Source organism: Rhodococcus sp. NPDC056960 (assembly GCF_042674125.1).
GTDB lineage: Bacteria > Actinomycetota > Actinomycetes > Mycobacteriales > Mycobacteriaceae > Rhodococcus_F.
In genome coordinates this window covers 93,234-119,339 of sequence record NZ_JBHURF010000020.1, presented here as the reverse complement: position 1 = coordinate 119,339, position 26,106 = coordinate 93,234, and the positions used below count along the sequence as shown (strand labels likewise).

General features: G+C 68.7%; 24 protein-coding genes. 16 read left to right on the top strand and 8 right to left on the bottom strand.

Annotated features, from left to right (window positions below; all coding sequences use genetic code 11):
• The first annotated feature begins 2 nt into the window (after nucleotides 1-2).
• Together ACFTWF_RS29230 and ACFTWF_RS29225 are read left to right on the top strand one after the other, a co-directional pair.
• Nucleotides 3-1,760, top strand: coding sequence for a PucR family transcriptional regulator (locus tag ACFTWF_RS29230; protein ID WP_378464616.1), 1,758 nt, complete (start codon nucleotides 3-5; stop codon nucleotides 1,758-1,760).
• A 165-nt stretch (nucleotides 1,761-1,925) separates the two neighbouring features.
• Nucleotides 1,926-2,207 carry a hypothetical protein gene (locus tag ACFTWF_RS29225; RefSeq protein ID WP_378464615.1) on the top strand — a complete coding sequence of 94 codons (282 nt, stop codon included), beginning with the start codon at nucleotides 1,926-1,928 and terminating at the stop codon, nucleotides 2,205-2,207.
• A 30-nt stretch (nucleotides 2,208-2,237) separates the two neighbouring features.
• Here the strand turns inward: ACFTWF_RS29225 and ACFTWF_RS29220 are convergent, their stop codons facing one another.
• From ACFTWF_RS29220 to ACFTWF_RS29210, 3 genes are read right to left on the bottom strand one after another with little or no spacing between them, the layout of a single operon-like run.
• Nucleotides 2,238-3,449, bottom strand: a complete 1,212-nt coding sequence (locus ACFTWF_RS29220; RefSeq protein ID WP_378464614.1) for a CoA transferase — start codon at nucleotides 3,447-3,449, stop codon at nucleotides 2,238-2,240.
• 25 nt (nucleotides 3,450-3,474) lie between these two features.
• Entirely contained in the window at nucleotides 3,475-4,482 is a 1,008-nt protein-coding gene (locus ACFTWF_RS29215; RefSeq protein ID WP_378464613.1) for a MaoC family dehydratase, read from the bottom strand.
• Nucleotides 4,479-5,327 (bottom strand): HpcH/HpaI aldolase/citrate lyase family protein, encoded by an 849-nt coding sequence (locus ACFTWF_RS29210; RefSeq protein ID WP_378464612.1) that lies wholly within the window; start codon nucleotides 5,325-5,327, stop codon nucleotides 4,479-4,481. The genes ACFTWF_RS29215 and ACFTWF_RS29210 overlap by 4 nt, the downstream gene beginning before the upstream one ends.
• Before the next feature lie 180 nt (nucleotides 5,328-5,507).
• Here ACFTWF_RS29210 and ACFTWF_RS29205 point away from each other — a divergent pair, with 180 nt between their 5' ends.
• Both ACFTWF_RS29205 and ACFTWF_RS29200 read left to right on the top strand, forming a co-directional pair.
• Nucleotides 5,508-6,659 (top strand): acyl-CoA dehydrogenase family protein, encoded by a 1,152-nt coding sequence (locus ACFTWF_RS29205; protein WP_378464611.1) that lies wholly within the window; start codon nucleotides 5,508-5,510, stop codon nucleotides 6,657-6,659.
• A gap of 31 nt (nucleotides 6,660-6,690) precedes the next feature.
• Nucleotides 6,691-7,443, top strand: coding sequence for a GntR family transcriptional regulator (locus tag ACFTWF_RS29200; protein ID WP_378464610.1), 753 nt, complete (start codon nucleotides 6,691-6,693; stop codon nucleotides 7,441-7,443).
• An 8-nt stretch (nucleotides 7,444-7,451) separates the two neighbouring features.
• Here the strand turns inward: ACFTWF_RS29200 and ACFTWF_RS29195 are convergent, their stop codons facing one another.
• On the bottom strand, nucleotides 7,452-7,808 hold the full coding sequence (locus ACFTWF_RS29195; RefSeq protein ID WP_378464609.1) for a winged helix-turn-helix transcriptional regulator: 357 nt from the start codon (nucleotides 7,806-7,808) through the stop codon (nucleotides 7,452-7,454).
• Nucleotides 7,809-7,883: 75 nt separating this feature from the next.
• Here ACFTWF_RS29195 and ACFTWF_RS29190 point away from each other — a divergent pair, with 75 nt between their 5' ends.
• A complete protein-coding gene (locus ACFTWF_RS29190) occupies nucleotides 7,884-8,495 on the top strand; it encodes a malonic semialdehyde reductase (RefSeq protein WP_378464608.1) in 612 nt (203 codons plus the stop codon).
• 10 nt (nucleotides 8,496-8,505) lie between these two features.
• Here the strand turns inward: ACFTWF_RS29190 and ACFTWF_RS29185 are convergent, their stop codons facing one another.
• On the bottom strand, nucleotides 8,506-9,645 hold the full coding sequence (locus tag ACFTWF_RS29185; protein ID WP_378464607.1) for a beta-mannosidase: 1,140 nt from the start codon (nucleotides 9,643-9,645) through the stop codon (nucleotides 8,506-8,508).
• Nucleotides 9,646-9,814: 169 nt separating this feature from the next.
• Between ACFTWF_RS29185 and ACFTWF_RS29180 the strand changes: the two genes are divergently transcribed.
• Nucleotides 9,815-14,263 carry an AAA domain-containing protein gene (locus ACFTWF_RS29180; protein WP_378464606.1) on the top strand — a complete coding sequence of 1,483 codons (4,449 nt, stop codon included), beginning with the start codon at nucleotides 9,815-9,817 and terminating at the stop codon, nucleotides 14,261-14,263.
• A 21-nt stretch (nucleotides 14,264-14,284) separates the two neighbouring features.
• Here the strand turns inward: ACFTWF_RS29180 and paaI are convergent, their stop codons facing one another.
• The 3 genes from paaI to paaZ are packed head-to-tail and all read right to left on the bottom strand — an operon-like array spanning nucleotide 14,285 to nucleotide 17,068.
• A complete protein-coding gene (paaI, locus tag ACFTWF_RS29175; protein WP_378464605.1) occupies nucleotides 14,285-14,707 on the bottom strand; it encodes a hydroxyphenylacetyl-CoA thioesterase PaaI in 423 nt (140 codons plus the stop codon).
• A 7-nt stretch (nucleotides 14,708-14,714) separates the two neighbouring features.
• Complete coding sequence (locus ACFTWF_RS29170; RefSeq protein WP_378464604.1) at nucleotides 14,715-15,032, bottom strand: EthD family reductase; 318 nt, start codon at nucleotides 15,030-15,032, stop codon at nucleotides 14,715-14,717.
• Nucleotides 15,029-17,068, bottom strand: coding sequence for a phenylacetic acid degradation bifunctional protein PaaZ (gene paaZ / locus ACFTWF_RS29165; RefSeq protein ID WP_378464603.1), 2,040 nt, complete (start codon nucleotides 17,066-17,068; stop codon nucleotides 15,029-15,031). The genes ACFTWF_RS29170 and paaZ overlap by 4 nt, the downstream gene beginning before the upstream one ends.
• 159 nt (nucleotides 17,069-17,227) lie before the next feature.
• Between paaZ and ACFTWF_RS29160 the strand changes: the two genes are divergently transcribed.
• From ACFTWF_RS29160 to paaK, 10 genes are all read left to right on the top strand, one after another.
• Nucleotides 17,228-18,448, top strand: coding sequence for a thiolase family protein (locus tag ACFTWF_RS29160; protein ID WP_378464602.1), 1,221 nt, complete (start codon nucleotides 17,228-17,230; stop codon nucleotides 18,446-18,448).
• A complete protein-coding gene (locus ACFTWF_RS29155) occupies nucleotides 18,445-19,173 on the top strand; it encodes an enoyl-CoA hydratase/isomerase family protein (protein ID WP_378464601.1) in 729 nt (242 codons plus the stop codon). Before ACFTWF_RS29160 ends, ACFTWF_RS29155 begins: the two co-directional genes overlap by 4 nt.
• Nucleotides 19,170-20,024, top strand: a complete 855-nt coding sequence (locus ACFTWF_RS29150; RefSeq protein WP_378464600.1) for a 3-hydroxyacyl-CoA dehydrogenase family protein — start codon at nucleotides 19,170-19,172, stop codon at nucleotides 20,022-20,024. The genes ACFTWF_RS29155 and ACFTWF_RS29150 overlap by 4 nt, the downstream gene beginning before the upstream one ends.
• Nucleotides 20,025-20,063: 39 nt before the next feature.
• Nucleotides 20,064-20,855 (top strand): enoyl-CoA hydratase-related protein, encoded by a 792-nt coding sequence (locus ACFTWF_RS29145; RefSeq protein WP_378464599.1) that lies wholly within the window; start codon nucleotides 20,064-20,066, stop codon nucleotides 20,853-20,855.
• Between the two features lie 80 nt (nucleotides 20,856-20,935).
• Complete coding sequence (gene paaA, locus ACFTWF_RS29140; RefSeq protein ID WP_073362062.1) at nucleotides 20,936-21,889, top strand: 1,2-phenylacetyl-CoA epoxidase subunit PaaA; 954 nt, start codon at nucleotides 20,936-20,938, stop codon at nucleotides 21,887-21,889.
• A complete protein-coding gene (gene paaB, locus ACFTWF_RS29135) occupies nucleotides 21,886-22,191 on the top strand; it encodes a 1,2-phenylacetyl-CoA epoxidase subunit PaaB (RefSeq protein ID WP_073362060.1) in 306 nt (101 codons plus the stop codon). Before paaA ends, paaB begins: the two co-directional genes overlap by 4 nt.
• 49 nt (nucleotides 22,192-22,240) lie before the next feature.
• Entirely contained in the window at nucleotides 22,241-23,158 is a 918-nt protein-coding gene (paaC, locus tag ACFTWF_RS29130; protein WP_378464598.1) for a 1,2-phenylacetyl-CoA epoxidase subunit PaaC, read from the top strand.
• 1 nt (nucleotide 23,159) lies between these two features.
• Entirely contained in the window at nucleotides 23,160-23,669 is a 510-nt protein-coding gene (paaD, locus tag ACFTWF_RS29125; protein WP_378464597.1) for a 1,2-phenylacetyl-CoA epoxidase subunit PaaD, read from the top strand.
• Nucleotides 23,670-23,671: 2 nt separating this feature from the next.
• Nucleotides 23,672-24,769, top strand: a complete 1,098-nt coding sequence (gene paaE / locus ACFTWF_RS29120; RefSeq protein WP_378464596.1) for a 1,2-phenylacetyl-CoA epoxidase subunit PaaE — start codon at nucleotides 23,672-23,674, stop codon at nucleotides 24,767-24,769.
• A 32-nt stretch (nucleotides 24,770-24,801) separates the two neighbouring features.
• On the top strand, nucleotides 24,802-26,100 hold the full coding sequence (gene paaK, locus ACFTWF_RS29115; RefSeq protein WP_378464595.1) for a phenylacetate--CoA ligase PaaK: 1,299 nt from the start codon (nucleotides 24,802-24,804) through the stop codon (nucleotides 26,098-26,100).
• The last annotated feature ends 6 nt before the right edge of the window (nucleotides 26,101-26,106 follow it).

Here is a 26,106-nt window from a genome sequence, read left to right as displayed (position 1 = left end):
CTGTGGACGCAGCCGCCGGATCGTCGTCGGAGTACGGGTGGCTCCTGAAACATGATGCCAGCAAGGAGTATTCGCGAGAGCGTGGATTGCAGGCACCCGCCGGCTACGCGCTGACGATTCGGGAGCTGCTGACCCTGCCCAGCCTGGCCGGCTCGCAGCTGATCGCGGGGGCGCGCGGCCTGGAGCAGATCGTTCTCCGAGTCAACGTCATCGAGGTGCCGGACATACTGCCGTGGGTAAAGCCGAACGAGCTGTTGCTCACCACCGGGTTCCCTCTGCGACATGCCGACTCGGGTGAGCCGTTCGACCCCGGGGCTCTGGTCGAACTCATCGAAGGCCTCGCCCAGCGCGGCGCGGCAGCGCTCGGTGTGAAGGAGGGCCGGTACCTCGCCGATCTTCCCGCCGCGATGCTCGAGGCATCTGACCGACTCGGCGTTCCGCTGTTTCTCATCCCACACGACGTCGGATTCGACGAGGTGATGTCGGAGGTGTTCGCACACCTCGTCGATCGTCAGGCCTTCGCCCTCGACGTTGCGGACCGCATGCATCGTGCCTTGACCAAGATCGTCCTCGAAGGAGGCGATCTGCCGCAGATAGCGGACGAGGTCGCCGTGCTGTTCGACGCCGCGGTGCTCATCTGCACGCCCGACGGGCGAGTGAACGCGACCGCTGGTGCGGCGGCCACACTGCAGACGCTGGAGGGGTTGCCACTGTTCGACCCGTCCGGCCGACTTCGTACCGAGCGACTGCACCACGGCCTGCAGCCGGCGCCGGGCACCGAGGCAGGCCAGATCGCCGTCGCACCCGTTTTCGCCGGCGGGACCGACCACGGCGCCATCGTCGCCTTCGTGGGAGACGGCGGATTGGGCCCCGTCACGATGCAAGCGCTGGAGCGTGCCGCAACCGTTGTTGCGTTGGCGGTTACCAAGCAGCTCGCGGTGTCGGCGGTCGAATCGAAGTTTCATGGCGACTTCCTGCGCGATGTTCTCAACGGGACCGCGGGGACGACCGTCCAGATCATGGAGCATTGCGCGCAGCTCGAATGGGACCTGAACCGCAGCATGGTGGTCGTCGTCGCGGAGCTCGACCCGGACGCCGCTCCCGCCGACCGTGCGACACGTCCGCCGGCCGCCGGAAGACTGCCGCAACAACGGCTCACAGCTGCCTGGCAGCAGGTGGTGCGTCGCAGGGACCGGCGTGCCCCGGTAGTTGGCTTCAGTCATGAAGTGGTGACGTTGATGCCGGTGGGCGACAACGATGCACGAATTGTCGTCGACGATCTGATCGCGGCCGTCACCGGTGACCGCGGAGGCGGCAGGCATTCGTTCTGCACCGGAATCAGTCGCGTCATCGGCTCCGTGGCCGACATTCCGCAAGCGTACGACCAAGCACGAAACGCAGTGACGGTTGTGCGGCGCATGCGCGGGAACGGTTCTGTCGCACACTTCGACAGCCTGGGCGTCCACAGACTGCTCTCCCTGGTCGACGACAGCGCTGAACTCCAAGCGTTCGCCACCGAGATCCTCGGTTCGCTCGCCGGCGACACCGACGAAATGATCGATCTCCGCCAGACGCTGCAGGAACTCCTGAACACCAACTGCAACGTCGCCGAAACTGCACGCGTTCTGCATTTCCACTACAACACGCTGCGCTACCGGATCGGCAAGTTGGAGAGCATCGTCGGCCCGTTCACGACAGATCCGATTCTGCGCCTGGATGTGGCGCTTGCATTGCGGGTAGTGGAGATGGAGGGCCTGTAGGGCACCGGCGATACTTGCTCAACCAGCTGGAGATTTTGGTAGGGGATCACCATCTTTGCAGCCGGGCATCGATGGAACACTGAGTGAAGCCGGCGGGAATACCCTGACCTTCCCCGCACGCCAGGTGTTCGCCCTCACCGTCCACCGCCCTGTGATAGGAAAGCAATGAACGCTCTGCTCTACGTCGGCATTGTGCTTCTCATTGTGTCGAACGTGCTGATTCCCCCGTCGCTCCTGCGATTCCGTAACGGCACCAGCCGGTTGCTCAGCTCGACCGTCGTCCTGCCACTGGCAGGGTCGGCGACGATGCTGGTATGCGCACTGACCTCCACGGACGCTTCGGTGGGACAACGGTGGGCTACCGCGCTTGCTGGTGTCCTCTGCGGCAGCGTCTTGGCGGCGACCATTGCTTTATTGATCAGACCTCGATCCGCCGAATCGCATTGAGAAAGCGATAGTCTCGGGGTCGACTCCGCGTCACTTCCCCCCGACGATGCCGGTGTCGAGGAGTTTGGTGATGTCGGAGTCGGAGCTGCCGAGGAGGTCTCTGAGCACGCTGCGGGTGTCGTCGCCGACGGCGGCGGCGGGGGCGACGGTGGCGTGGTGGCCGTCGAACGATGCGGGATGTCCGGAGGCGAGGTAGGTGCCGATCCGCGGCTGGTCGAGGGGGGCGAACATCGGGTTGTTCTCGAGTTCGCCGGAGGCGACGAGTTCGTCGAAGGTGCGGTAGCGCTCGGCGAGGACGGATGTCTTCGACAGTGCTTCGGCCACTTCGGTTGCGGTGTGTTCGCGGAACCAGCGCGCGAAGAGTGCGGTGAGAACGTCGCGGTGGGTGAAGCGGTCGGCTTCGCGGGCGAAGTCGGCGTCGAGTGCGGTGGCGAGTGCCTCGACGGGGGCGGTGGTTCCGGTGACGGTGACCAGGTCACGGAAGTGGCGGGGTGTGAGGGCCACGATCATGAATCGGGCGCCGTCGCTGGTGGTGAAATCCGTTCCGTACGTGCCGTAGACGGAGTTTCCGGTTCCCTGGCGTCCGCTGCCGTTGATCTGTACTTCGGTGAGGTAGCCGAGCGTGCCGGCGGTGGCGAGCGCGACGTCCTCGAGTGGCAGGGAGATGCGGGTGCCCTCGCCGGTGGCGTCGCGGTGGCGCGCGGCGGCGGCGACTGCGAGCGCGGCGTACAGCCCGCACGCCACGTCCCAGGCGGGGAGGGCGTGGTTGACGACCCCGGCATGATCGGTGGGACCGGTGATGGACGGGAAGCCGAGCGCCGCGTTGACGGTGTAGTCGACGCCGGGGGAACCGTCTCGGCCGCCCAGGATTTCGAGGGTGATGACGTCGGAGCGGAGCGCACTCAACGTGTCGTGGGCGAGCCAGTTCCGACCGCCGGCGTTGGTGACGAGGATTCCGCCACCCGCACCGGGAGCCGCGACCAGTTGCTGGACCAGTTGCTGCCCCTCGGGGCTGCGCATGTCGACGGCCACGGACCGCTTGCCGCGGTTGAGGCCGGTCCAGTAGATGCTCTCGCCGTCGTCCGTGACCGGCCAGCGGTTGTAGTCGGCGGCACCGCCGATGGGATCGATCCGGATCACCTCGGCCCCCAGCTGGGAGAGCGTCAGCCCGCACAGGGGGGACGCGACGAAACTGGAGACCTCGACGATGCGGAGTCCGGCGAGGGGGGTGTGGGCGGTCACGAGAGATGCTCCTTGGTTGTGGCGGTCAGGCCATGAGGGCGGTGAAGCGCCAGTCGAGGACGGGAACGTCGGATGCGGAGGCGTTGTGCGCGAACACGAGTGACCGCAGGTGCAGTACTCCGCCGCCGCCCGGCAACGCCTCGGCGTTCTCGACCTCGAGTTCGCTGGTGAGAGTGTCGCCTTCGTGGACGGGCCCGGTGTGGTCGCACGACTTCCAGCCCAGAACGGTCACGAGGTTGGGCAGGGCGCGCGTGGCCTGTCCGAGCGCGATGCCGATGGTGTGCCCGCCGTAGACGAGTCGTCCGTCCGCGCCGACGCGTTCGTCGTGGTGGGTGGCCGCGATGTTGAGGGTGAGTCGCGCCAGTTCGGGTGCGCTCGAGACCACGTCGCCGCTGCTCCGCAGGACGGTCCCGGCGAGGTCGGCGGAGAAGTGTTGTCCGGGAACCTTGTCGCGGTAGCGGGCGAGGTCCCAGCCTTCGGGAGCGGCGAAGGACTGCTCCGTCTGCGGACCGATCGCGGACAGGTCGTCGGACTTGCGGACGCGGTCGTCGTCGGGGTTCTCGCTCAACGGCAGCATGGCGCAGCGGTAGAAGTCGAGGACGGTGCGGCCGTCCTGGTCGGTGGACGTCATCCGGAGTGCCGCCAGGCCGGTGGGTTTGCGCCCGGGTTTCGCCGAATTCTCCCGCAGGCCCACCACTTCGGTGCGCGTGTACAGCGTGTCGCCGAGGTGGGGGAAGTGGTGGAAGCGGAGACCGCGGTAGAAGAGGTTGGCCTTCACGTGGTGGGTGGCCAGCGTGGACTGCCCGATGGCGACGTCGCAGACGAGACCGGGGTTCGCGACGGCGTCCCCGGGTCCGGTCACGGCCCGGGACAGGTGCGCGTCGAGGGGAAGGCGTAGGCGGTCACCGAGGATGGCCTGATGGGTCGCGGCGAGACCGCTGGTCAGGGTGACGGCGGGTGCGGTGTCGAAGACGTCGCCGACCTCGAGTTCGTCGAAGTACGGTCCGCCGACATATGTCTGTGTGATCGTCACTTGCCACCTACCTGAGCCAGGATTCGTCGGGCCGCCACTGCGACGGCCTCGTCGAGCATTTGTCCGTCGAGTTGAGCGGCTCCGTTGCCGGCGGCGTCGGCCGCGGCGAGCGCGTCGATCACGCGCCGTGCGTCCTCGACGGCCGTGTCGGTGGGAGTGAACGCCGCGGCGGCGGATTCGACCTGGGCGGGGTGGATGACCCATTTCCCGTCGAAGCCGAGCGCGCTGGTCCATGCGGCCGAGTGCCGGAAGGCGTCGTCGTCGGCGATGCCGAGGAACGGACCGTCGACTGCCTGGATGCCCGCGGCGCGGGCGGCGACGAGGACGGCGTCCTGGATCGCGAGCCAGTGCTCGGGCAGGGCGGTGCGGGACCGGCCGAGCGCCGCGCCGAGATCCGCGTAGCCGATGATGACGGACTCGAGCCGGGTGACGGCCCGGGTGATGTCGCCGATGTTCTGCACCCCGATCGGGGTCTCGACGAGAGCCTGCACCCCGATGTCGGTGCCGGCGAGAACCTGGTCGGCATGAGCGAGATCGTGTGCCGTCTCGGTTTTGGGGAGCACGACGGACGTGAGCGCGCCGCCGAGCGAGACGCACAGCGCGAGGTCGTCCTCGGCCCACGGCGTGGTCAGCGCGTTGATGCGAACCGAGACGGCGCGGGAGCTGTCGGACTCGAGCACGAGGCGGCGCACGAGGTCGCGGGCATCGGCCTTCTTCGCGGGCGCGACCGCGTCCTCGAGGTCGAGGACCACCTCGTCGGCGGTCGACCGGAGCGCCTTGAGGGCCTTGCGCTCGTCGGATCCGGGGGCCACCAGAACGGCGCGCCTGCGGGTGAGGTTCTGCACGATGCTTCATTCCTAGGGTCCGGGAGCCCGGGTCGGGCTGGATATGTACGGCCAGCCGGATGCGGCTGCGCTGCTGATGTTGGCAGCGGTCACGGGTCATGTCAAGACGGATCATTGACTTTAAGCAGACATTGTCGGATTATGGCCGTACAAATGTTGCGGAAAGTGTGAGGTGGATTCATGGGCAAGCTGAACGACGAAGAGGCGTACCTGGTCGAGACGGTGCGCGCGTTCATCGATCGTGACGTGAAGCCGACGGTGCAGGCGGTCGAGCACGCCAACGAGTACCCGGAGAAGTGGATCGAGCAGATGAAGCAGATCGGGATCTACGGTCTGGCGGTCCCGGAGGAGTACGGCGGATCGCCGGTGTCGATGCCCTGCTACGCGCGGGTGACGCAGGAGCTGGCCCGTGGGTGGATGAGCCTGGCCGGGGCGATGGGTGGGCACACGGTCGTGGCGAAGTTGCTGTCGCTGTACGGCACGGAGGAGCAGAAGCGGCAGTACCTGCCGAGGATGGCGACCGGTGAGATCCGGGCCACGATGGCGTTGACCGAGCCCGGCGGCGGTTCGGATCTGCAGGCCATGTCGACCACCGCGAAGACGGACGGCGACGATCTGGTGATCTCCGGGGCGAAGACGTGGATCTCCAACGCGCGCCGGTCCGGGTTGATCGCGTTGCTGTGCAAGACCGACCCGCAGGCGACCCCCAAGCACAAGGGCATCTCCATCGTGCTGGTCGAGCACGGTCCCGGTCTGACGGTGTCGCGGGATCTGCCCAAGCTCGGCTACAAGGGTGTCGAGACGTGTGAGCTGTCGTTCGACGGGTACCGGATCCCGGCGACGGCGATCCTCGGCGGCACGCCGGGTAAGGGTTTCGGTCAGATGATGAAGGGCCTGGAGACCGGCCGCATCCAGGTGGCGTGCCGGGCGTTGGGTGTGGCGACGGCGGCGCTCGAGGATTCGCTCGCCTACGCGCAGCAGCGGGAGAGTTTCGGTCAGCCGATCTGGAAGCATCAGTCGATCGGCAACTATCTGGCGGACATGGCGACGAAGCTGACGGCGGCCCGGCAGCTGACCTGGCATGCGGCCGAGCAGTACGACAGCGGCGACCGGTGTGACATGGAGGCGGGGATGGCGAAGCTGTATGCGTCGGAGGTGGCGATGGACATCGCCCTCGATGCTGTTCGGATTCACGGTGGTTACGGTTATTCGACCGAGTACGACGTGGAGCGGTATTTCCGGGATGCGCCGCTGATGATCGTCGGTGAGGGCACCAACGAGATCCAGCGGAACGTCATCGTTTCGCAGCTGGTGTCGCGAGGCGGGCTGTAGTCCAGCGACCTGCACGTAGGATCGGTGCGCGATGAACGGTAGGGAACGAGAACGAGAGACGGAGCCGGCGTACCAGCTGGTGTCGCGGCAGCTCCGCGAGCACATTGCGGCGGGCAAGTACCGCGGCGGTATCAAGCTGCCCACCGAATTCGAGCTCGCGGAGCAGCACGGCGTCAGCAGGCAGACCGTCCGCCGCGCGTTCCAGGACCTGGTCGCCGAGGGCATCGTCTACCGGGTGCCGGGCCGCGGGACGTTCGCCGCCGAGTCCGACGGCCGATACCTGCGTCAGCTGGGGTCGATCGAGGATCTGATGAACCTGTCCACGGACACCACCATGGAGGTGGTCTCACCGCTGCGCCGGCGGGTCGACATCGAGGCGGCCAGCAGGCTCCGGCTCGACACGGACCTCGTCCACACGGTCGCGTTCCGGCGGCGCCACGACGACACCCCGTTCGTGTTGACCACCGTCTACCTTCCCGACGAGATCGCCCGGCTCGTCGCCGACGCACCCGAGATGTCGGCAGGCGCCGTCAGTTCGTACACGATCATCGGTCTGCTGGAGCCGCACCTGCGGAGCCCCATCGTGGAGGCGGCGCAATCGATCACGGTCGCGGCGGCTCCCGCGGACGTGGCCCGCGAACTCGGGTGTGACGAGGGGCATTCGATGCTGCGGGTGGATCGTCTCTACTCGGACTCGGAGGGGCGGACCGTCGAGTTGGCGGTCAGCTACTTCCTGCCCGAGCACTACACCTATCGCGTGACGCTGCGGCGCGGCGGTCGCTGACCGTCCACCTACTGTCCTGAAACCGGCTGCGCCGGAAGGTTTTCCCGCGCCCAGTCCGTCAGGGCATTGAGTGACGGCAGGAGTGCCCGGCCGGCCGGCGTGAGTTCGTAGGCGACCGAGACCGGCGGGCCCTCCTCGACGGTGCGCAGGACGAGCCGGGCCGCGGCCAGTTCGGCGAGGCGGTCGGACAACACCGAGTCGCTGATGCCGCCGACGCCGCGGCGCAGCTCGGAGAACGTGGACGATCCCTCCATCAGCACGCCGAGGATCACGCCGTTCCAGCGTTTGCCGAGAAACGTGAAGGCGCGTGCGAGGGCCGCGTCGCAGGCACGGGGTTCGTGCGTCACTTCGCCGTCGTCAGTCACACCTCCACCCTAGCAATGGTGCTAGCATCGGCTCTGCAACTAGTATTTTAGAAGTAACAAGCAGAAAGGGAGCCGATGACCCACGCACTCACAGCAGGTAGAGGCCTCGACGACGCGGCGCGGGCGCTGCTCTACACGGAGGCGCGCACCGCCAACAGCTTCGCTCCGACGCCGGTGAGCGACGACGAACTCGCGCAGATCTGGGAACTCGCACGCTGGGCGCCCACCGCGGCGAACACCCAGCCGCTCCGGGTGTTGTTCGTGCGCACCGACGAGGGCCGGGCCCGCCTCGTCGAGCACATGAGCGACGGGAACAAGGAGAAGACCGCCTCGGCGCCGGCCGTCGCCGTCCTCGCCGTCGACCCGCGATTCCACGACCACATCCCGACGCTGCTGCCGTTCCGGCCCGGACTCCGCGACGTGTTCGAGGCGAACGAGCCGATGCGCAAGCACACCGGCGATTTCAACGCCGCCCTGCAGGCCGGGTACTTCATTCTCGCCGTGCGCTCGCTGGGCCTCGCGGCCGGACCGATGGCCGGATTCGACGCAGACGGGGTCGACCAGGAATTCTTCCCGGACGGACGCTGGCGATCGACCCTCGTCGTCAACATCGGCCACCCGGGCGAGAACCCCTGGTTCGACCGACTCCCCAGGCTCGATCCGGAGGAATCCGTCTCCTGGGCGTGACGACGGGGCTCTACGTGTCTCCGGGCGTGGTACCCGGCCCCCAGCTTCCGAACTGCTCCACCACGTCCCACAGCGGGTCGGTGGGACCGATGTCGTAGGTGCAGTCGGTGGGCCGGGGGTCCGGGACGAACGCCCACAGGAGGGCCCCGGCCGCACCCGCGTCCCTCTGCCCCTGGATCTTGGTGCCGATGTGCGTCGCCCGGTCCGCGAGCGTGGCGCACGATCCGGCGAGCTCGCCGATCTCGCCCATCAGGAGCGGCTTGCCCAGCGCCGCAGCCTGTTCGAGGCGTCGCGCGAGACCGTTCCACTGATCGCCGGGCAGAGGAACGCCGTCGGCGCCGTAGTCGTGATACTGCACGACGTCGACATACGTTGACGCCGAGACGAATTGGTACTCGTCGCCCTGCGTTCCGCACTGGCCACCGCCGGTGAATCCCGCCGTGATCAGCGTCCGCGGGTCGCGCGCCCGCACGTCGGCGCCGGCCGTGTCGAAGAAGTCGCGCAGCACCTGCGCCGCGTCCGGCTCACACGTGCGCGTCCACCACGAGCACTCGGCGTCGGTGCACGTGCTCGTCTCCGGCTCCCCGACGAGCTCCCACGCCGCGAGCGACGGCGAACCCTTGAACCGGTCGACGGCGGTGCGCATCCAGTCCTGAAAGCTCATCAGCGTGCGGGGCCCCGGCGTCATCGTCGTCCAGCCGTCCGCGTACCACTGCCGGCCCTTGAACACCCCGTCCTCGCACGCTCCGTCCTGCGGAGCCAGGACCGGAACGAGCATCTGGTCGTGCGCCTCGGCGACCGCGAACACGGCGTCCATCGGCCCGAAGTCCAGCTGCCCGGTGAACCGGTTGATCGCCAGCGTCTGAAAGAGGTTGAACCGGGTCAGCGAGTGCGGTGGCAACGCGGAGAAGTACGAGTCGAGGTCGACCATCGCGCCGCATCCCCAGTTCACCGACCAGTTGGTGGCCAGTTGATAGGCGTTGAACCCGGTCGGCCACCACGGTTGTCCGTCGAGCGCGAACCCGTCGGAGGACGCGGTGACCCGGGCGCCCGGCGCCGGCGCGGCAGTCGACACGGTGGCACCCCCCAACACGGTGACGGCGACAGTCGCGATCACCGCTGCCAGCGTCGTGATGCGCGATTTCCTCATGGATCGATAGTAGAGACCGGCCGGTACGAACGACGGCTCATTCGGACCCTCGAGCGACCGTCCAGTCCCCCGGCCAGGGGGCGACGCCTCGAACTTCACCCCCTCGACCCGATAGTGTGCACGGCGGGGGCAAGCGCACTTCACCACCGAGAATTCGCAGAGGTTTACATTGTCGAGTCCCGAAACCGACGCCGAGCTCGCAGGCCGCGTCCAGCGCCTGCTGCAGTTCCTGCGCGAGATCGTCAGGGCTCGTACGAAGCCGGTTCTCCGCGTCGACCAGCACGAACAGGTCGAGTGGCTGCACCAGGACGGCCGGACGATCCAACTCGATCCCGACGCCGCGCAAGGCGACATCGTCCTGCGGGTGCCCCTCATCGGCGTCGACGATCCGCCGGAACTGCCCGCCGTCCTCGCTGGTTGGGTGGACGCGTCGGCCCGCGCCGACAGCTCCCGCACCGACCTCGAGCTGAACGCGTCCGACGCCTACGCCGAGGACTCCGACGAGGAATACGACGTGCGCCGCGCCTACGACGTCCGGCAGGCGTTCGATGCCTACGTGAAGCGGTGGCAGGCGTGGGCGAAGTCCGACCGCGAGCGCCGCCCGCACGCCGATCTGTACCAGTCGTTGCAGTTGATGCTGCAGGAACTGAATGCGCGCCCCGAGACAATCGAACTCGTCCTCGCGTCCGGTCTGCTGACCCTGTCGGACGCCGGCGACGACGGTGTGCACACCCATCTGGTCACGCAGTCCGCGAGTATCCACCGCGACCCGCGGACCGGCGACCTGCTGGTGCGGCTGATCGCCGGCTCCCAGCCCCGGCTCGAAGACTCCCAACTGTTCACCGGACTCGGCGTCTACGACAGCGCGCACGCGATGCCGCTGCAAAAACAACTGCAGGACACCGCCGCGTCGCCGCTCGGCGACGGCGTTCGCGCACTGCTCGCGGAGTGGGCACCGAAGTCGCTGATGACTCCTGTCACGATTCGGGACGACATCCGGCCCCCCGACACCGACGTCGACGGCACCGTCACGCTGTCGCCCGCGCTGGTTCTGCGCAAGCGCAATGCGTTCGCCCTGGTCGAGTATTACGAGCAGATGATCGCCCACCTCGAACGCGACGGCGCGACCGTCCCGCTCGGGCTCGCGCAACTGGTGGAGGCGATCGAACCGGCCGACCGGCTGGCCTGGCTCGAGCGCACCGGCGCCGCCACCTCGTCGTCGCTCGCCGAGGATCCGCTGTTCCCGCTTCCGGCCAACGCCGAACAGTCGCAGATCATCGAGCGGCTCGGCGGCGACAGCGGAGTGGTGGTCGAAGGCCCGCCCGGGACGGGCAAGACCCACACGATCGCCAACCTGGTATCGGCGCTGCTCGCACGGGGCCAGCGGGTGCTCGTGACGAGCGAGAAGGCGCAGGCGCTCCGGGTGCTGAGGGACAAGCTCCCGCCGGAGATGCAGGAACTGTGCGTCTCCATCACCGACCTGTCCCGCGGCGGATCCGACGAGCTCACCCGCAGCGTCGCGACGATCGCCGAGCGGAAGTCGTCGTTCAATCCGCACAGCGAGGGCCAGAAGATCGCCGACCTGCGGGCCCAGCGCGACGAGGCCGTGCAGAAGCGGGCCGTCGTGCTCGAGCAGGTGAAGGCGCTGCGCGAATCCGAGACGTACCACCACGACACCGTCGCGGACGGCTACGAGGGCACGGCCGCCACCATCGTCCGCAAGGTCATGGGTCTGCAGGACGCCTACGAATGGCTCCCCGGGCCGCTGCTGTGCGAGCAGCCGCCCCTCGTCGGCACCGAGGTCGAGACGCTGCGCCGGCTGTGCGTGACGGCGTCGCCCGAGCGCGCGCAGCGGTCGCACCAGACGCTTCCCGCGCTGGACGCGCTGCTGCCCAACCGCGCCGAACTCGAACGGCTCTGCTCGCGGGCGTCGACCAGTGTTCCCATCGACACCCCGCAGTCGGCGCATCTGCTGGAGGTCCTCGGCGGCGTCGACCCCGAGACCGCGTACACCGTGCGCCGGCACTGCAAGGAACTGCAGGCCCGCGCGCACGACGTCCTCGACCTGGACGGCCAGTTCCAGACCCTCGCCGACACGGTCCTCTCCGGCCGCGCGACCCACCTGTGGGGCCGGCTCGACGCCCTGCCCGCGATCGTCGAGGCCGCCGCGGCCGCCGACCGCTACATCGGCGCGCACGACGTCCAGTGCTCCGTCATGACCCGGCCCGCCCTGCAGGCGGTGGGTGCTCTCGCCGTCGCCATGGAATCCGGTGCAGTCGAGTGGAAGACGCGGTTCCGTCGCAGCGAGGAGCAGAAGGCCGTCGAGGAACTCGGCCTCGACGCCGTCGTCGACGGCGTACCCGCCACGACCGCCGCCACGGTGCGGCTCGTGACCGAGCACCTGCGTGCCCACGACGCAGCGCAGACCGCCGCCACGCTGCTGTCCGATCTCCGGATTCCGGTGGACATGAACGGTTCTCGCGCCGTGCAGGTCGACAGCCTCAATATGATCGTCGGCCGGGTCGCCCGCGTACGCGCCCTCCTCGTCGCGCGCGACGCCCTCGCCCGTGCACTGTTCGCGCTGTCACCGAACGCGCCGCGGATCCGCACCCTCGCCGACGCCACCGCGGTGGCCGGGGCGGCGGAGGCCATCACCACCCGCGCCGACGTGGACGATGCGCGGGCCGCACTCGACGCCATCGTGTCCGCCGTGTCCACCGAGGTCGACGCGGGACCGTCGCCGGAAGGCACCGCGCTGGTGGCGGCGCTCGACCAGGCCGACAACGCGGCCCTCTCGGACGCCCTCGCCCGCTACTCGGTCGCGCGGGTCGAGCAACAGGATCAGCGGCTCTTCGACGAACTGTCCGAACGACTCTCACCGGTCGCCCCCGCCCTGTACGAGTTGGTGCGCAGGACGGCCGCGCTCACCGAGTGGGACGAGATGAGCTGGCAGATGTCGGAGGCCTGGGCGTGGCGCCGCGCCCGCCAATGGGTCACCGAGCAGCACCGGGCGGGCCGCGAGCAGGAACTCGAAGCCGAACTCAACGCCGTCGAAGCGGATCTCGCGCACCTCACGGCACGGCTCGCCGCGGCCACCGCCTGGCGCGACTGCCTCGAGCAGCTGACGGCAGATCAGGTCCGGGCGCTGCAGACGTACCGTGAGCACATCTCGAGCATCGGCGCGGGCGCCGGCAAGTACGCCGAGAAGTACCGCAGCGCAGCACGTTCCGCGATGGGGGAGGCGCAGGGCGCCGTTCCCGCGTGGGTGATGCCGCTGCAGCAGGTGCTCGCGTCCATCCCGCCGGTGCCGGGCAGCTTCGACGTCGTCATCGTCGACGAGGCCAGCCAGGCCGACATCACCAACCTGTTCCTGCTGTGGCTGGCGCCGCGCGTGATCGTCGTCGGCGACGACAAACAGTGCGCACCCGCCGACATCCCCACCAACGGCACCCTCGACGACGTGTTCACCCGGCTGGACGCCTACCTGCCGGACCTTCCCGAATACGTCCAGGCCACGCTCACGCCGCGGTCGAGCCTGTTCTCGATCCTGCGCACCAGCTTCGGTCAGGTGGTCCGGCTGCGGGAACACTTCCGCTCGATGCCCGAGATCATCAACTGGTCGAGCACCCAGTTCTACGGCGAACTGCCGCTGGTCCCGGTGCGGCAGTTCGGCGCGGACCGGCTTCCGCCGCTGAAACATACGTACGTATCCGACGCCACCGTGTCAGGTAAGGACGCGGCCCTCACCAACCACGTCGAGGCCGCCGCCCTCGTCGACCAGCTCATCGAATGCCTCGTCGACCCCCGCTACGACGGCAAGACGTTCGGAATCGTCGTGCTGCAGGGGCAGTCCCAGGTCGACGCCATCCGCACCGAACTCGTCAAGCGCATCGGCATCGAGCAGTGGGAGCAGCGGCGACTGCGGGTCGGGACGCCGCCGGACTTCCAGGGCGACGAACGGAGCGTCGTCTTCCTGTCGATGGTCGTGGCACCCGAGCAGAACTTCGCACCGCTGACGGCGAACCAGTACAAGCGGCGGTTCAACGTCGCGGCGTCGCGGGCGCAGGATCAGCTGTGGCTGTTCCACTCCGTCACCGTCGACGAACTGAAGCGGGCCGACCTACGCAACTCCCTGCTCGGTTACATGATGTCGACGTCGCCGGCCCCGGCCGACCCGATGCCGCAGGACGTCGACCGCGACGTGCGGATCCCGCCGTTCGACAACCTGCTCGAGCAGCGGGTGTTCAACGACATCGCCGAACGCGGCTATCACGTCAATTCGCAGGTCGAGGTGAACAATCGGCGCATCGACCTCGTCGTCACCGGCGGCACCATGCGACTCGCGGTCGAATGTGACGGCGACGCCTTCTCGACCACCCCGGAGCAGCGGATCGCGGACCTCGAACGCGAGCAGGAACTCAAGCGCTGCGGCTGGACGTTCTGGCGGGTCCGCGAATCGGAGTACTACCTCGACCCGAAGGTCGCGCTGTCGAGTCTGTGGGACACGTTGGACAACCTGGGAATCGCGCCGCACGCGGTCGACCACGCCATGGCCATCGAGGCCGCCGCGTCCGAGCGCGGGAAGCACGCCGCCCCCGTGAGTGCTGCGCACCCGTGAGTACTTGTTAACCGCCGGACGTTAACAAGTACTCACGGGCCGAAGGCATCGACTGTCGCCACGGAACTCCGCGATCACGTCGTCGCCGCGCCGGACGGTCACGTCGTAGAGGCCGTTGCGCCCGTAGCGGGCCCGTTCCACCGCCTCGGCGACGAGGGTGTCGCCGAGGCGGGTGGACGCGAGGAACCGGATGTCGGCGCGGGCGGCGACGGCGGGCAGGTCGTATCCGTTGCACGCCATGGCGAATGCCGTGTCGGCGAGGGTGAAGACGAAACCGCCGTGGGTGATGCCGTGCCCGTTGACCATCGTCTCACCGACGACCATCGACGCGACCGCGTGGCCGGGGCTGAGTTCGAGGATCTGGATGCCCAGCGCCTGTGATGCGGTGTCGGCCTCGAACATCTCCCGTGCGATACGGCACTCTGCGGACGCGTCGACAGTCATGGTTCTCCTACTGGTTGTAGACGGATTCTTCTTCTTGGACGTACATGGTGACACCGCCGGTGGCGAAGTTGCGGACGTCCTTTCCGGCCTGCTTCATCTCCTCGGACTGCAGCCCGGACTTCATGGTGTCGGCGTCGGGGAAGTACAGGCTCGCGACGGCGTAGTACGGCGGCGTTCCACCGTCGAGTGCGCTGCACTTGCCCCAGGTGAAGTCGGACAGGCCGGGGACCTTCCGTGCCAGCGGCACGTGGGTGTCGCGGTAGTAGGCGTCGAACGCCTCGGTGTCATCGGGCTGGCCGTAACAGACGGCGACCTTGAAACTCATGCGTTGTCTCCTTTGGCGACGAGGGTGAGGACGTCGTACGTGGCGACGGGATCGCCGTCCTGGTTGACCACGACTGCGTCCCAGCGCACCTCACCGTAGTCCGCGCTGCTGCGCGGGGTGATGAGCTTGGCGGTGAGGGTGACGGTGAGGCTGTCGTCGGCCTTCACCGGGGTGAGGAACCGCAGGTTGTCGACGCCGAAGTTGGCGAGCACCGGACCGGGTGCGGGGTCGACGAACAGGCCGGCCGCGAGCGAGACCACCAGGTATCCGTGCGCGACGATGCCACCGAACAGCGGGTTGGCGGCGGCCGCCTCGGGGTCGGTGTGGGCGTAGAACGTGTCGCCGGTGAACTCGGCGAAGTGGTCGATGTCCGCGAGCGTCACCTGACGCGGTCCGCCGACGATGGTGTCGCCGATCCGCAACTCGGCGAGGTTCTTCCGGAACGGGTGGACGCCGTCGTCGTGGCGCTGCGCCCCGGTGACCCACTTGTTCCCGACCGCGGTCAGGATGTCGGGGGTGGCCTGGACCGCGGTGCGCTGCATGTGGTGCAGGATGCCGCGGATGCCGCCGAGTTCCTCACCGCCGCCCGCGCGTCCGGGTCCGCCGTGCACGAGGACGGGCAGCGGTGAACCGTGGCCGGTGGATTCCTTCGCGTCGTCGCGGTTGAGGACGAGGACGCGGCCGTGGAACGGGGCCAGACCGAGGACGACGGCGCGGGCGAGTGCGGGATCGCGGGTGACGAGGGAGGCGACGAGGCTGCCCTTGCCGCGGGCGGCGAGTTCGATCACCTCGTCGGTGCCGTCGTATCCGATCACGGTGCTGACGGGGCCGAAGGCCTCGATGTCGTGGGGTTCGGTGGCATCCTTGTCGTCGGAGCGCAGCAGGATCGGCGGCAGGAACGCACCGGTGGCCTTGTCGGCGCCGACGACCTCGAAGTTGTCGGGGTCGCCGACGACGATCTTCGCCGACTTGGTGAGTCCGCGAAGCGATTTCAGCACCTCGTCGCGCTGTTCGAGGCTGGCGAGCGCACCCATCGTCACGCCATCGGCGTCGGGGGCGCCGACGACGACGCGCGACAGCCGGGTTTCGACGGCGGCGATGACGTCGTCCATCATCGCGGTGGGCACGAAGGCGCGGCGGATGGCGGTGCACTTCTGACCGGCCTTCACCGTCATCTCGGTGACGAGTTGCTTGACGTAGAGGTCGAATTCGTCGCTGCCGGGTTCGACGTCGGAGCCGAGGATGGACGCGTTGAGCGAGTCGGCCTCGGCGTTGAAGTGCACGCCCTCGCCGACGACGTTCGGATGCGCCCGCAGGGTGGCGGCGGTGTCGGCGGAGCCGGTGAACGCCACGGAGTCCTGCCCGCCGAGGTGGTCGAGCAGCCCGCGGGCACTGCCGGACAGCAACTGGACCGACCCCTCGGGGAGCAGCCCGGACTCGATGATGCGACGGAACACGAGTTCGGCGAGGTACGCCGACTGGCTCGCGGGCTTCACGATCGATGGGACGCCGGCGATGAACGCAGGCGCGAGCTTCTCCAGGAAGCCCCATACGGGAAAGTTGAACGCGTTGATCTGGACGGCCACGCCGCGGCGGGACGTGTAGACGTGCTGGCCGAGGAAGGTGCCCCTCTTGCCCAGCTGCTCGAGCGCGCCGTCGAGGTAGACGGTGTCGTTGGGCAGTTCGCGCCGGGCCTTGCTCGCGTAGCTGAGGAGGGTGCCGAAGCCGCCGTCGATGTCGACGCCGGAGTCACGCGTGGTGGCGCCGGTCGACGTGGACAGGGCGTAGAACTCGTCCTTGCCGGCCATGAGCGTCAGCGCGAGCGCCTTGAGCGCGGCGGCGCGCTCGTGGAAGGTCAGCTTCGCCAGCGCCGGTCCGCCCACCTCGCGGGCGTAGGTCACCATCTCGCCGAGGTCGAGTCCGGTCGCGGAGATCCGCGCCACCTCGGAGCCGTCGACGGCGCTCAGCAGCGGCGTTCCCTCGTCGGACGCGGTGTACCAGCGTCCGGCAGCGTAGCTTTCCAGTAACTTGCTCACGACAACTCCATTTCACCGTACGTTCGGTCGGTTAACAGAATCGTCGTAGTAGTCGCTGGTTGTCAAGGTCGGAATGGAGAAACCCGGCCTCGACCTCCCCTTGCGTACCGACCGAAGATTCGGTTATTAATAGACGGTACCCCCGTGAAGGAGAAGACTGTGGCCGAAGTGTTTCTGGTGGACGGAGCCCGTACCCCGCAGGGTCGGTACGGCGGAGCGCTCGCAGGAGTGCGCCCCGACGACCTCGCGGGTCTCGTCGTGGCCGAGGCCGCCCGCCGGGCCGGCATCCCGGGCGAGGCCGTCGACGAGGTGATCCTCGGCGCCGCCAACCAGGCCGGTGAGGACAACCGTGACGTCGCCCGCATGGCCGTACTGCTCGCGGGGCTGCCCGACAGCGTGCCCGGCTACACCGTGAACCGGCTGTGCGCGAGCGGTCTGACCGCGGTCGCATCCGCCGCGCACACCATCCGCAGCGGCGAGGCCGACATCGTGATCGCCGGCGGCGTCGAGTCGATGACCCGCGCGCCGTGGGTGATGGCGAAGCCCGGAACCCCGTGGGCGCGCCCGGGGGAGGTGGCCGACACCTCGCTCGGGTGGCGCTTCACCAACCCGCGGTTCACCGCCGCCGACCGCGACGTTCCGGCCGGCGCCGGACCCGACGTGCGCAAGGTGACGCTGTCGATGGGCGAGACGGCCGAGGAGGTCGCCGCGCTCGAGGGCATCACCCGCGCCGAGAGCGACGCGTTCGCGCTGCGCAGCCAGGAACGGGCGATCGCGGCGATCGACGCGGGCCGCTTCGAGCGTGAGATCGTCGCCGTGCCGCTGAAGGACGGGGAGCTGACCGCCGACGAGACCCCGCGTCGGGGAACCACTCTGGAGAAGCTGGGCAAGCTGAAGCCGGTGTTCCGCGCCGGCGGCATCGTGACCGCCGGTTCGTCCTCGTCGCTGTCGGACGGTGCCGCGGCCCTGGTCGTCGCGAGCGAGGCGGCGGTGGAGCGGTACGGATTGACCGTGCGCGGCCGCATCGTCACCAGCGCCAGCGCGGGCATCGCCCCGAACGTCATGGGCCTGGGCCCGGTCCCGGCCACCCGCAAGGCGCTGGCCCGGGCCAACTGGTCCGTCTCCGACCTCGGCGCCGCCGAACTCAACGAGGCCTTCGCCGCGCAGTCGCTCGGCGTCATCCGGCAGCTCAAACTCGACGAGTCGATCGTCAACGCGGACGGCGGCGCTATCGCCCTCGGCCATCCGCTGGGCTGCTCGGGTGCGCGGATCCTGCTGACGCTGCTCGGCCGGATGGAACGCGAAGGCGCCCGCCGCGGGCTGGCCACGCTGTGCGTGGGTGTCGGCCAGGGCGTCGCGATGCTGATCGAGGCGCCGTGAACACCCTGAAGATCGAGGACCGCGACGACCGGATGGTCGTCACCCTGCACCGGCCCGCGCAGCGCAACGCGATCAACGCGGAGATGATCGCCGAACTGCACGAGGTGTGCGCGGCGCTCGAGGCCACGCCCAAGCCGCTGCTGCTGACCGGTGAGGGCGAGCACTTCGCGGGCGGCGCCGACATCGGCGAACTGCGCGAGCGCGGCCGCGACGAGGCGTTCGCCGGCATCAACCGCACCCTGTTCGACCGCATCGCGAAGCTGCCGCTGCCCACCGTCGCCGCGGTGAGCGGGTACGCGCTCGGCGGCGGCGCCGAACTGTCCTACGCCTGCGACCTGCGCATCGCCACCGAAACCGCGGTGTTCGGGAACCCCGAGCCGGGCCTGGGCATCATGGCGGCGGCGGGCGCGAGCTACCGGCTGCCGGACCTCGTCGGCACGTCCGTCGCCAAGCAGGTGCTGCTCGGCGGGCGGAACCTCGACGCCGCCACGGCACTGCGCTGCGGGCTCGTGATGAACGTCGTCGCCCCCGGCGAGCACGTCGCCGCGGCCCACAAGGTGATCGACCGCATCACCCGCTCGGCGCCGCTGGCGCTGAAGCTGACCAAGATCATCGTCGACGCCCCGGGCTCGCACCCGTTCGCCGACGACATCGCCCAGGCGGTGCTGTTCGAGAGCAGTGACAAACACGACCGCATGACTGCCTTTCTGGAGAAGAAGAAATGACGAGCACAGCACCGAAGAACGTCGGGGTCGTCGGCGGCGGCCGGATGGGCGCGGGCATCGCGCAGGTCTTCGCCACCCTCGGATCCACCGTCACCATCGCGGAGAGCGGCGACCGGGAGGCGGCCCGGCAGCGGGTGTCCGACGGACTCGACCGGGCGCACGAACGCGGCAAGCTCGGCGACGCCGACCCCGCGACCATCCTCGGCCGGGTGTCGACGGTGGACGCGCCTGATGCGCTGCCGTCGGACCTCGACCTCGTCGTCGAGGCCGTCCCGGAACTGGTCGACCTGAAGCTGGCGGTGCTGTCGGTGGTCGAGAAGACCGTGTCGCCGGCCACCGTGATAGCTACCAACACCAGCTCGATCTCCATCGCCGAGCTCGGTGCCGCGCTCAGCGACCCGGCCCGGCTGATCGGGATGCACTTCTTCAACCCGGTCCCGGCGTCGACGCTCGTCGAGATCGTGCGCGCCCCCGCCACCGACACCGCGGTGGTCGAGAAGGTACGCGAGTGGGTGTCCCTGCTCGGCAAGACCGAGGTGCTGGTCAACGACTCCCCGGGTTTCGCGACCAGCCGGCTCGGGGTGTGTCTCGGGCTCGAGGCCATCCGGATGCTCGAGGAGGGCGTCGCGGACGCCGAATCGATCGACCGGGCCATGGAACTGGGCTACCGGCACCCGATGGGTCCGTTGCGGTCCACCGACCTGGTCGGACTGGACGTCCGGCTCGCGATCGCCGAGCACCTCGCGAAGACGCTCGGCGACCGGTTCGCGCCGCCCGCGCTGCTGCGGGAGAAGGTCGCGAACGGCGAACTCGGCCGCAAGAGCGGCCAAGGCTTCTACACCTGGTCCTGAGCGGCCACGCACACCACAACCAGCAGGAGGCACATTCTCATGAGCACTGACGACGTGGTCGGACTTTCCGTGGACGCGGGACTGGCCACCCTCACCCTGAGCCGTGCGGGCGCGTCCAACGCCCTCGACCGGGCGGTGAAGGAACAACTGCTGGCCGCGGTGGAGAAGGTGGCCGCCGACGACGCCGTGCGTGCCGTGCTGCTGCGGGCGGAGGGGAAGAACTTCTGCGTCGGCCAGGACCTCGCCGAGCACGTGGCCGGGCTCGAGGCCGACCCTGCACACGCGATGGACACCGTCGCCGAGCACTACAACCCGCTGCTGCGCGCTCTGGCCGGGATCCGCGTGCCGGTGATCGTCGCGATCAACGGGGCGTGCGTCGGGGCGGGTCTCGGCATCGCCCTGGCCGGGGACATTCGGATCGCCGGCGAGGGCGCGAAGTTCGCGACCGCGTTCACCGGGATCGCCCTGGCCGGCGATTCCGGGCTGAGTCACACGCTCGTCGAGGCGCTGGGCGCGAGCCGCGCGACGGGTCTGATGATGCTCGGCGACCGGTTCACGGCCGCGCAGGCGCTCGACTGGGGCATGGTGCACCGGGTGGTGCCCGACGCCGAACTCGGGGAGGCGGCCGCCGCGCTGGGACGACAGCTCGCGGACGGACCCACCGCTGCCTATGCGCAGGTCAAGGCGTTGGTCTCGGCCGCGTCCACCGGGCTGTCCGACGCGCTCGAGCGCGAGCGGGTGGCGGCGGAGGAGCTGGGGCGGTCGCGCGACCACCGGGCCGCCGTCGACGCGTTCCTGGCCAAGCGCACGCCCACCTTCGAAGGGCGCTGATCCGCCCTCCGCACTTGTGCCGCGTGCCACAACCATGCATACTTGGACCAACCGATCATTCGGTAATAGAGGTAGGACATATGACCACGTCACACGCTTCGGATGACCTCCAAACATTGTTCGATGACACCATTGCCGCCGAACAGAGGGTCGAGCCCCGGGACTGGATGCCCGACGGCTACCGCAAGACGCTGATCCGGCAGATCGCGCAGCACGCGCACTCGGAGATCATCGGTATGCAGCCGGAAGGAAACTGGCTCACCCGCGCGCCGTCGCTGCGTCGCAAGGCGATCCTCATGGCGAAGGTGCAGGACGAGGCCGGGCACGGCCTGTACCTGTACTCGGCCGCCGAGACGCTCGGCGCCGACCGCGCCGACCTCACCGAGAAGCTGATCGAAGGCCGGCAGAAGTACTCCTCGATCTTCAACTACCCGACGCTCACCTACGCCGACGTCGGAGTCATCGGCTGGCTCGTCGACGGCGCCGCGATCTGCAACCAGGTGCCGTTGTGCCGCAGCTCCTTCGGGCCCTACGCGCGGGCGATGATCCGGGTGTGCAAGGAGGAGTCGTTCCACCAGCGCCAGGGTTTCGAGCTGCTGATGACGATGATGCGCGGCACCGACGCCCAGCGCGAGATGGTGCAGGAGTCGGTGAACCGCTGGTGGTGGCCGGCGCTGATGATGTTCGGACCGCCGGACGACCAGTCGCCGAACTCCGAGCAGTCGATGAAGTGGGGCATCAAGCGGCACACCAACGACGAACTCCGTCAGCGGTTCGTCGACATGTCCATCCCGCAGGCCGAGGTCCTCGGCGTGACGTTCCCGGATCCCGACCTGAAGTGGAACGCCGAGCGCGGCGCCCACGATTTCGGTGAGCCCGACTGGAGCGAATTCATGCAGGTGATCAAGGGCAATGGCGCGTCGAGCGTCGAGCGCGTCGCCAACCGGCGCGCGGCACACGAGAACGGGGCGTGGGTGCGGGAGGCCGCGACGGCCTTCGCCCGCCGCGAGAGCAACAAGGAGAACGCACGATGAGCACGGACGACACCGCGGTGCGCGCGGACTGGCCACTGTACGAGGTGTTCCTGCGGGGCAAGCGGGGACTCAACCACGTCCACGTCGGATCCCTGCACGCCGCCGACGACGAGATGGCCGTCCGGCACGCCCGCGACGTCTACACCCGCCGCAACGAGGGTGTGAGCATCTGGGTGGTGCGCTCGTCCGCGATCGTGGCGTCGAGCCCGTCCGAGAAGGACCCCTTCTTCGCGCCCAGCGGCGACAAGGTGTACCGGCACCCCACGTTCTACGAGATCCCCGACAACGTTCCCCACATGTGATCCGGCCCAAACCTTTTCGCAGGACGACGAGACTTCCGAGGATGTACCGATGACCGACCACGACAATGCCTACGAAGGCCTCGTCGACGAAGACAGCCACGGCCAGTGGGCGTTCGGCACCAGCTTCGACGACCCCCTGGCCGGCGTCGACACCACGGTTCCGGGTGACGTCGACCTCGGCGCCCTGGCCGCCTACTGCCTGATGCTCGGCGACGACGCGCTGATCAGTTCGCAGCGTCTCGCCGAATGGAGCACCCGCGCACCGGAACTCGAGGAGGAGGTGGCGCTCGCGAACGTCGGACTCGACCTGCTCGGGCAGGCGCGACTGCTGCTCGCCCGCGCCGCGGCCGCCGACGAGTCCGTGGTGCCTCACATCTCGGACACGAGCCCGATTCCCGCCGAGGACGCGCTCGCGTTCTTCCGCGACGAGAACCAGTTCCGCAACACCCGGCTGGCCGAACTCGGCAACGGCGACTTCGCGCAGTCGATCACCCGGCTGCTGGTGTTCTCCACGTGGCGGCTGGCCCTGTTCGACCGGTTGCGCACCTCCCGTGACCCGGTGCTCGCGGCCGTCGCGGTGAAGGGCGTCAAGGAACTGACGTACCACCGCGACTACGCCGCCCGGTGGGCGGTCACCCTCGGGTGCGGAACGGCGGAGTCGAAGTCCCGGATGGAGACTGCGCTGACCCACGTGTGGCCGTACGTCGAGGAACTGTTCACCCCGACCGCCGAGGAACTCGCGCTCGCTGCGGTCGGTGTCGGTGTCGACCCGCGGGACGTGCGCGCCGAGTTCGACGGCGTGCTCGAGCAGGTGCTGAAGGCGGCGGAACTGACCGCCCCCACCGGCCGGACCGTCGGCACCGTCGGTGGCCGGGCCGGACGTCAGGGGCTGCACACCGAGGCCCTCGGACTCTTGCTCGCCGAGATGCAGAGCGTCGCGCGGGCTCATCCGGAAGGAGTGTGGTGACATGACCACCGCAGTGCGCAGCGACGCCCGCCGCCTCGCCGAGGCCGTGCTGGACCCCGAGATGCCGATGCTCACGCTCGCCGACCTGGGCGTGCTGCGCGATGTCGAGGAGAACGCCGACGGGTCGGTGGTCGTGACGATCACCCCCACCTACTCCGGGTGCCCCGCGATGGCCACCATGCGCGACGACATCCAACACAAACTTCAGGACGCCGGCTACCCGGCTGTCGAGGTCAAGACCGTCCTGTCGCCGCCGTGGAGCACCGACTGGATCAGCGAGAACGGGCTACGCAAACTTCGGGAGAGCGGCTACTCGACCCCCGGGCCCGCCCCGCTGCGCACGTCCGGTCCCGTTCCGCTGACGCTGACCGTCCGGCCGCGGGCGGTCACGTGCCCGGTGTGCCAGTCGGCGAACACCCGTCTCGACTCGGAATTCGGGCCCACCCTCTGCAAGGCGCTGTACCGGTGCCTCGACTGCCTCGAACCCTTCGATCACGTGAAGGAAATCTGATCATGACCACAGCGGTCTCCCCGAAACCCGGTGCGGCGTCACGCAACAGGGCGTTCCACACTCTCACCGTCGCCGATGTCGAATCCCTGTGCGACGACGCGGTCGCGGTCACGTTCGACGTCCCGGCCGAACTCGCCGACGAATTCGCGTTCGGCCCCGGACAGTCGCTCACGTTGCGGCGCACCGTCGACGGCGTCGAACACCGCCGCTCCTACTCCATCTGCGCGCCGGCCGGATCCGCGCCGCGGGTGGGGGTGCGGGAGGTGTCCGACGGGCTGTTCTCCACCTGGCTCGTGAACCAGGTGCGCCCCGGCGACCGGATCGACGTGCAGGGCCCGAGCGGAACGTTCGTCGCCGACCCCGTCGCCGGTGGCCGCCACGTGCTGATCGCCGCCGGGTCGGGCATCACGCCGATGCTGTCGATCGCCGCGTCCGTCCTCGCCAACCCCGAGGCCGAAGTCGTTCTGCTGTACGGCAATCGGCGAACCCGGTCGGTGATGTTCGCCGAGGAGATCGCCGACCTCAAGGACATGTACGGGTCGCGATTCGACGTCATCCACGTGCTCTCCCGCGAGCCGCGTGAGGTCGAACTTTTCACCGGCCGCCTCGACGCCGACCGGTTGCGGGCCATTTTCACGTCGATCGTGCCGCTCGCCGACATCGACCACTTCTGGCTGTGCGGACCGTTCGGCATGGTCACCGACGCCGAAACGGTTCTCGGTGAACTGCAGATCGACAAGAAGCGCGTCCATCACGAGCTGTTCTTCGTCGACGACGTCCCCCCGCCGATGGAAACGCACCGCGAACCCGGCGTCACCGGGCCGAGCAGCGAGGTCACCCTGGTCCTCGACGGCCGCTCGACCACCGCGACGCTGCCGCGGGACGAGTCGATCCTCGACGCCGCCGAGAAGTACCGCTCCGACCTCCCGTTCGCCTGCAAGGGCGGCGTCTGCGGCACCTGCCGCGCCAAGATCACCTGCGGTGACGTGGACATGCGCCGCAACTATGCGCTCGAGGACTACGAGGTCGACTCCGGCTTCGTGCTGACGTGCCAGACCTTCCCGGTCAGCGACACCGTGACCGTCGATTTCGACGCCTGACCATACCCAGCCCGCCCACCCCGGAGACTAGAATGACCAGTATCGCCACCCCCTCGCAGGACATCGAGTTCGCCACGCGCGACCGGATCTCGACGCTGCAACTCGAACGCCTGCAGTGGTCACTTCTCCACGCGTACACCAATGTTCCGCATTACCGGAAGGCGTTCGACGACGCCGGTGTGCACCCGAGCGATCTGAAGGACCTGTCGGATCTGGCGAAGTTCCCGTTCACTGCGAAGGCGGACCTGAGGGCCAACTACCCGTTCGGGATGTTCGCGGTGCCGCAGGAGAAGGTCTCGCGCATCCACGCCTCGTCGGGGACCACCGGGCGCCCGACGGTGGTCGGGTACACGGCGAACGACATCAGCAACTGGGCCGACCTGATCGCGCGGAGTCTGCGGGCGGGCGGGGTGAAGCCGACGGACAAGGTGCACGTCGCGTACGGGTACGGCCTGTTCACCGGTGGCCTCGGCGCGCACTACGGTGCGGAACGGCTCGGCTGCACGGTGATCCCGATGTCGGGTGGCATGACCGACCGGCAGATCCAGCTGATCGAGGACTTCGAGCCGGACGCGATCATGGTGACGCCGTCGTACATGCTCACGATTGTCGACGCGATGGTCAAGAAGGGCATCGATCCGTCGACGACGTCGCTGCGGACCGGTGTGTTCGGCGCAGAACCGTGGACGGAGGAGATGCGCACCGAACTCGAGAAGCAGTTGAACATGGACGCCGTCGACATCTACGGACTGTCCGAGGTGATGGGTCCGGGCGTGGCGATGGAATGCGTCGAGACGAAGGACGGCCTGCACATCTGGGAGGACCACTTCTACCCGGAGATCATCGACCCGGTCACCGGGGAGGTGCTACCCGACGGCGCGGAGGGCGAACTCGTCTTCACCTCGCTCACCAAGGAAGCGATGCCGATCATCCGGTACCGCACCCGCGACCTGACCCGGTTGCTGCCGGGGACGGCGCGGTCGGTGCGGCGGATGCAGAAGGTCACCGGGCGCACCGACGACATGATCATCCTGCGCGGAGTGAATCTGTTCCCCACCCAGATCGAGGAACTGATCCTCACCGTGTCGGCGCTGGCCCCGCAGTTCCAGTGCATCCTCGACCGTCCCGGTAGGATGGACGAACTGACCGTACGAGTCGAAGCCCGTCCCGACGCGTCCGCCACCGACCATCCGCGTGCCGCCGCCGAACTCCAGAAGCTGGTCAAGAACCGCATCGGAGTCAGCGTGAAGGTGGATGTGGTGGCGCCCGGCGCACTGGAGCGTTCGATCGGCAAGGCACGGCGACTGATCGACAACCGCTCTGTGAGGTGATCGAAG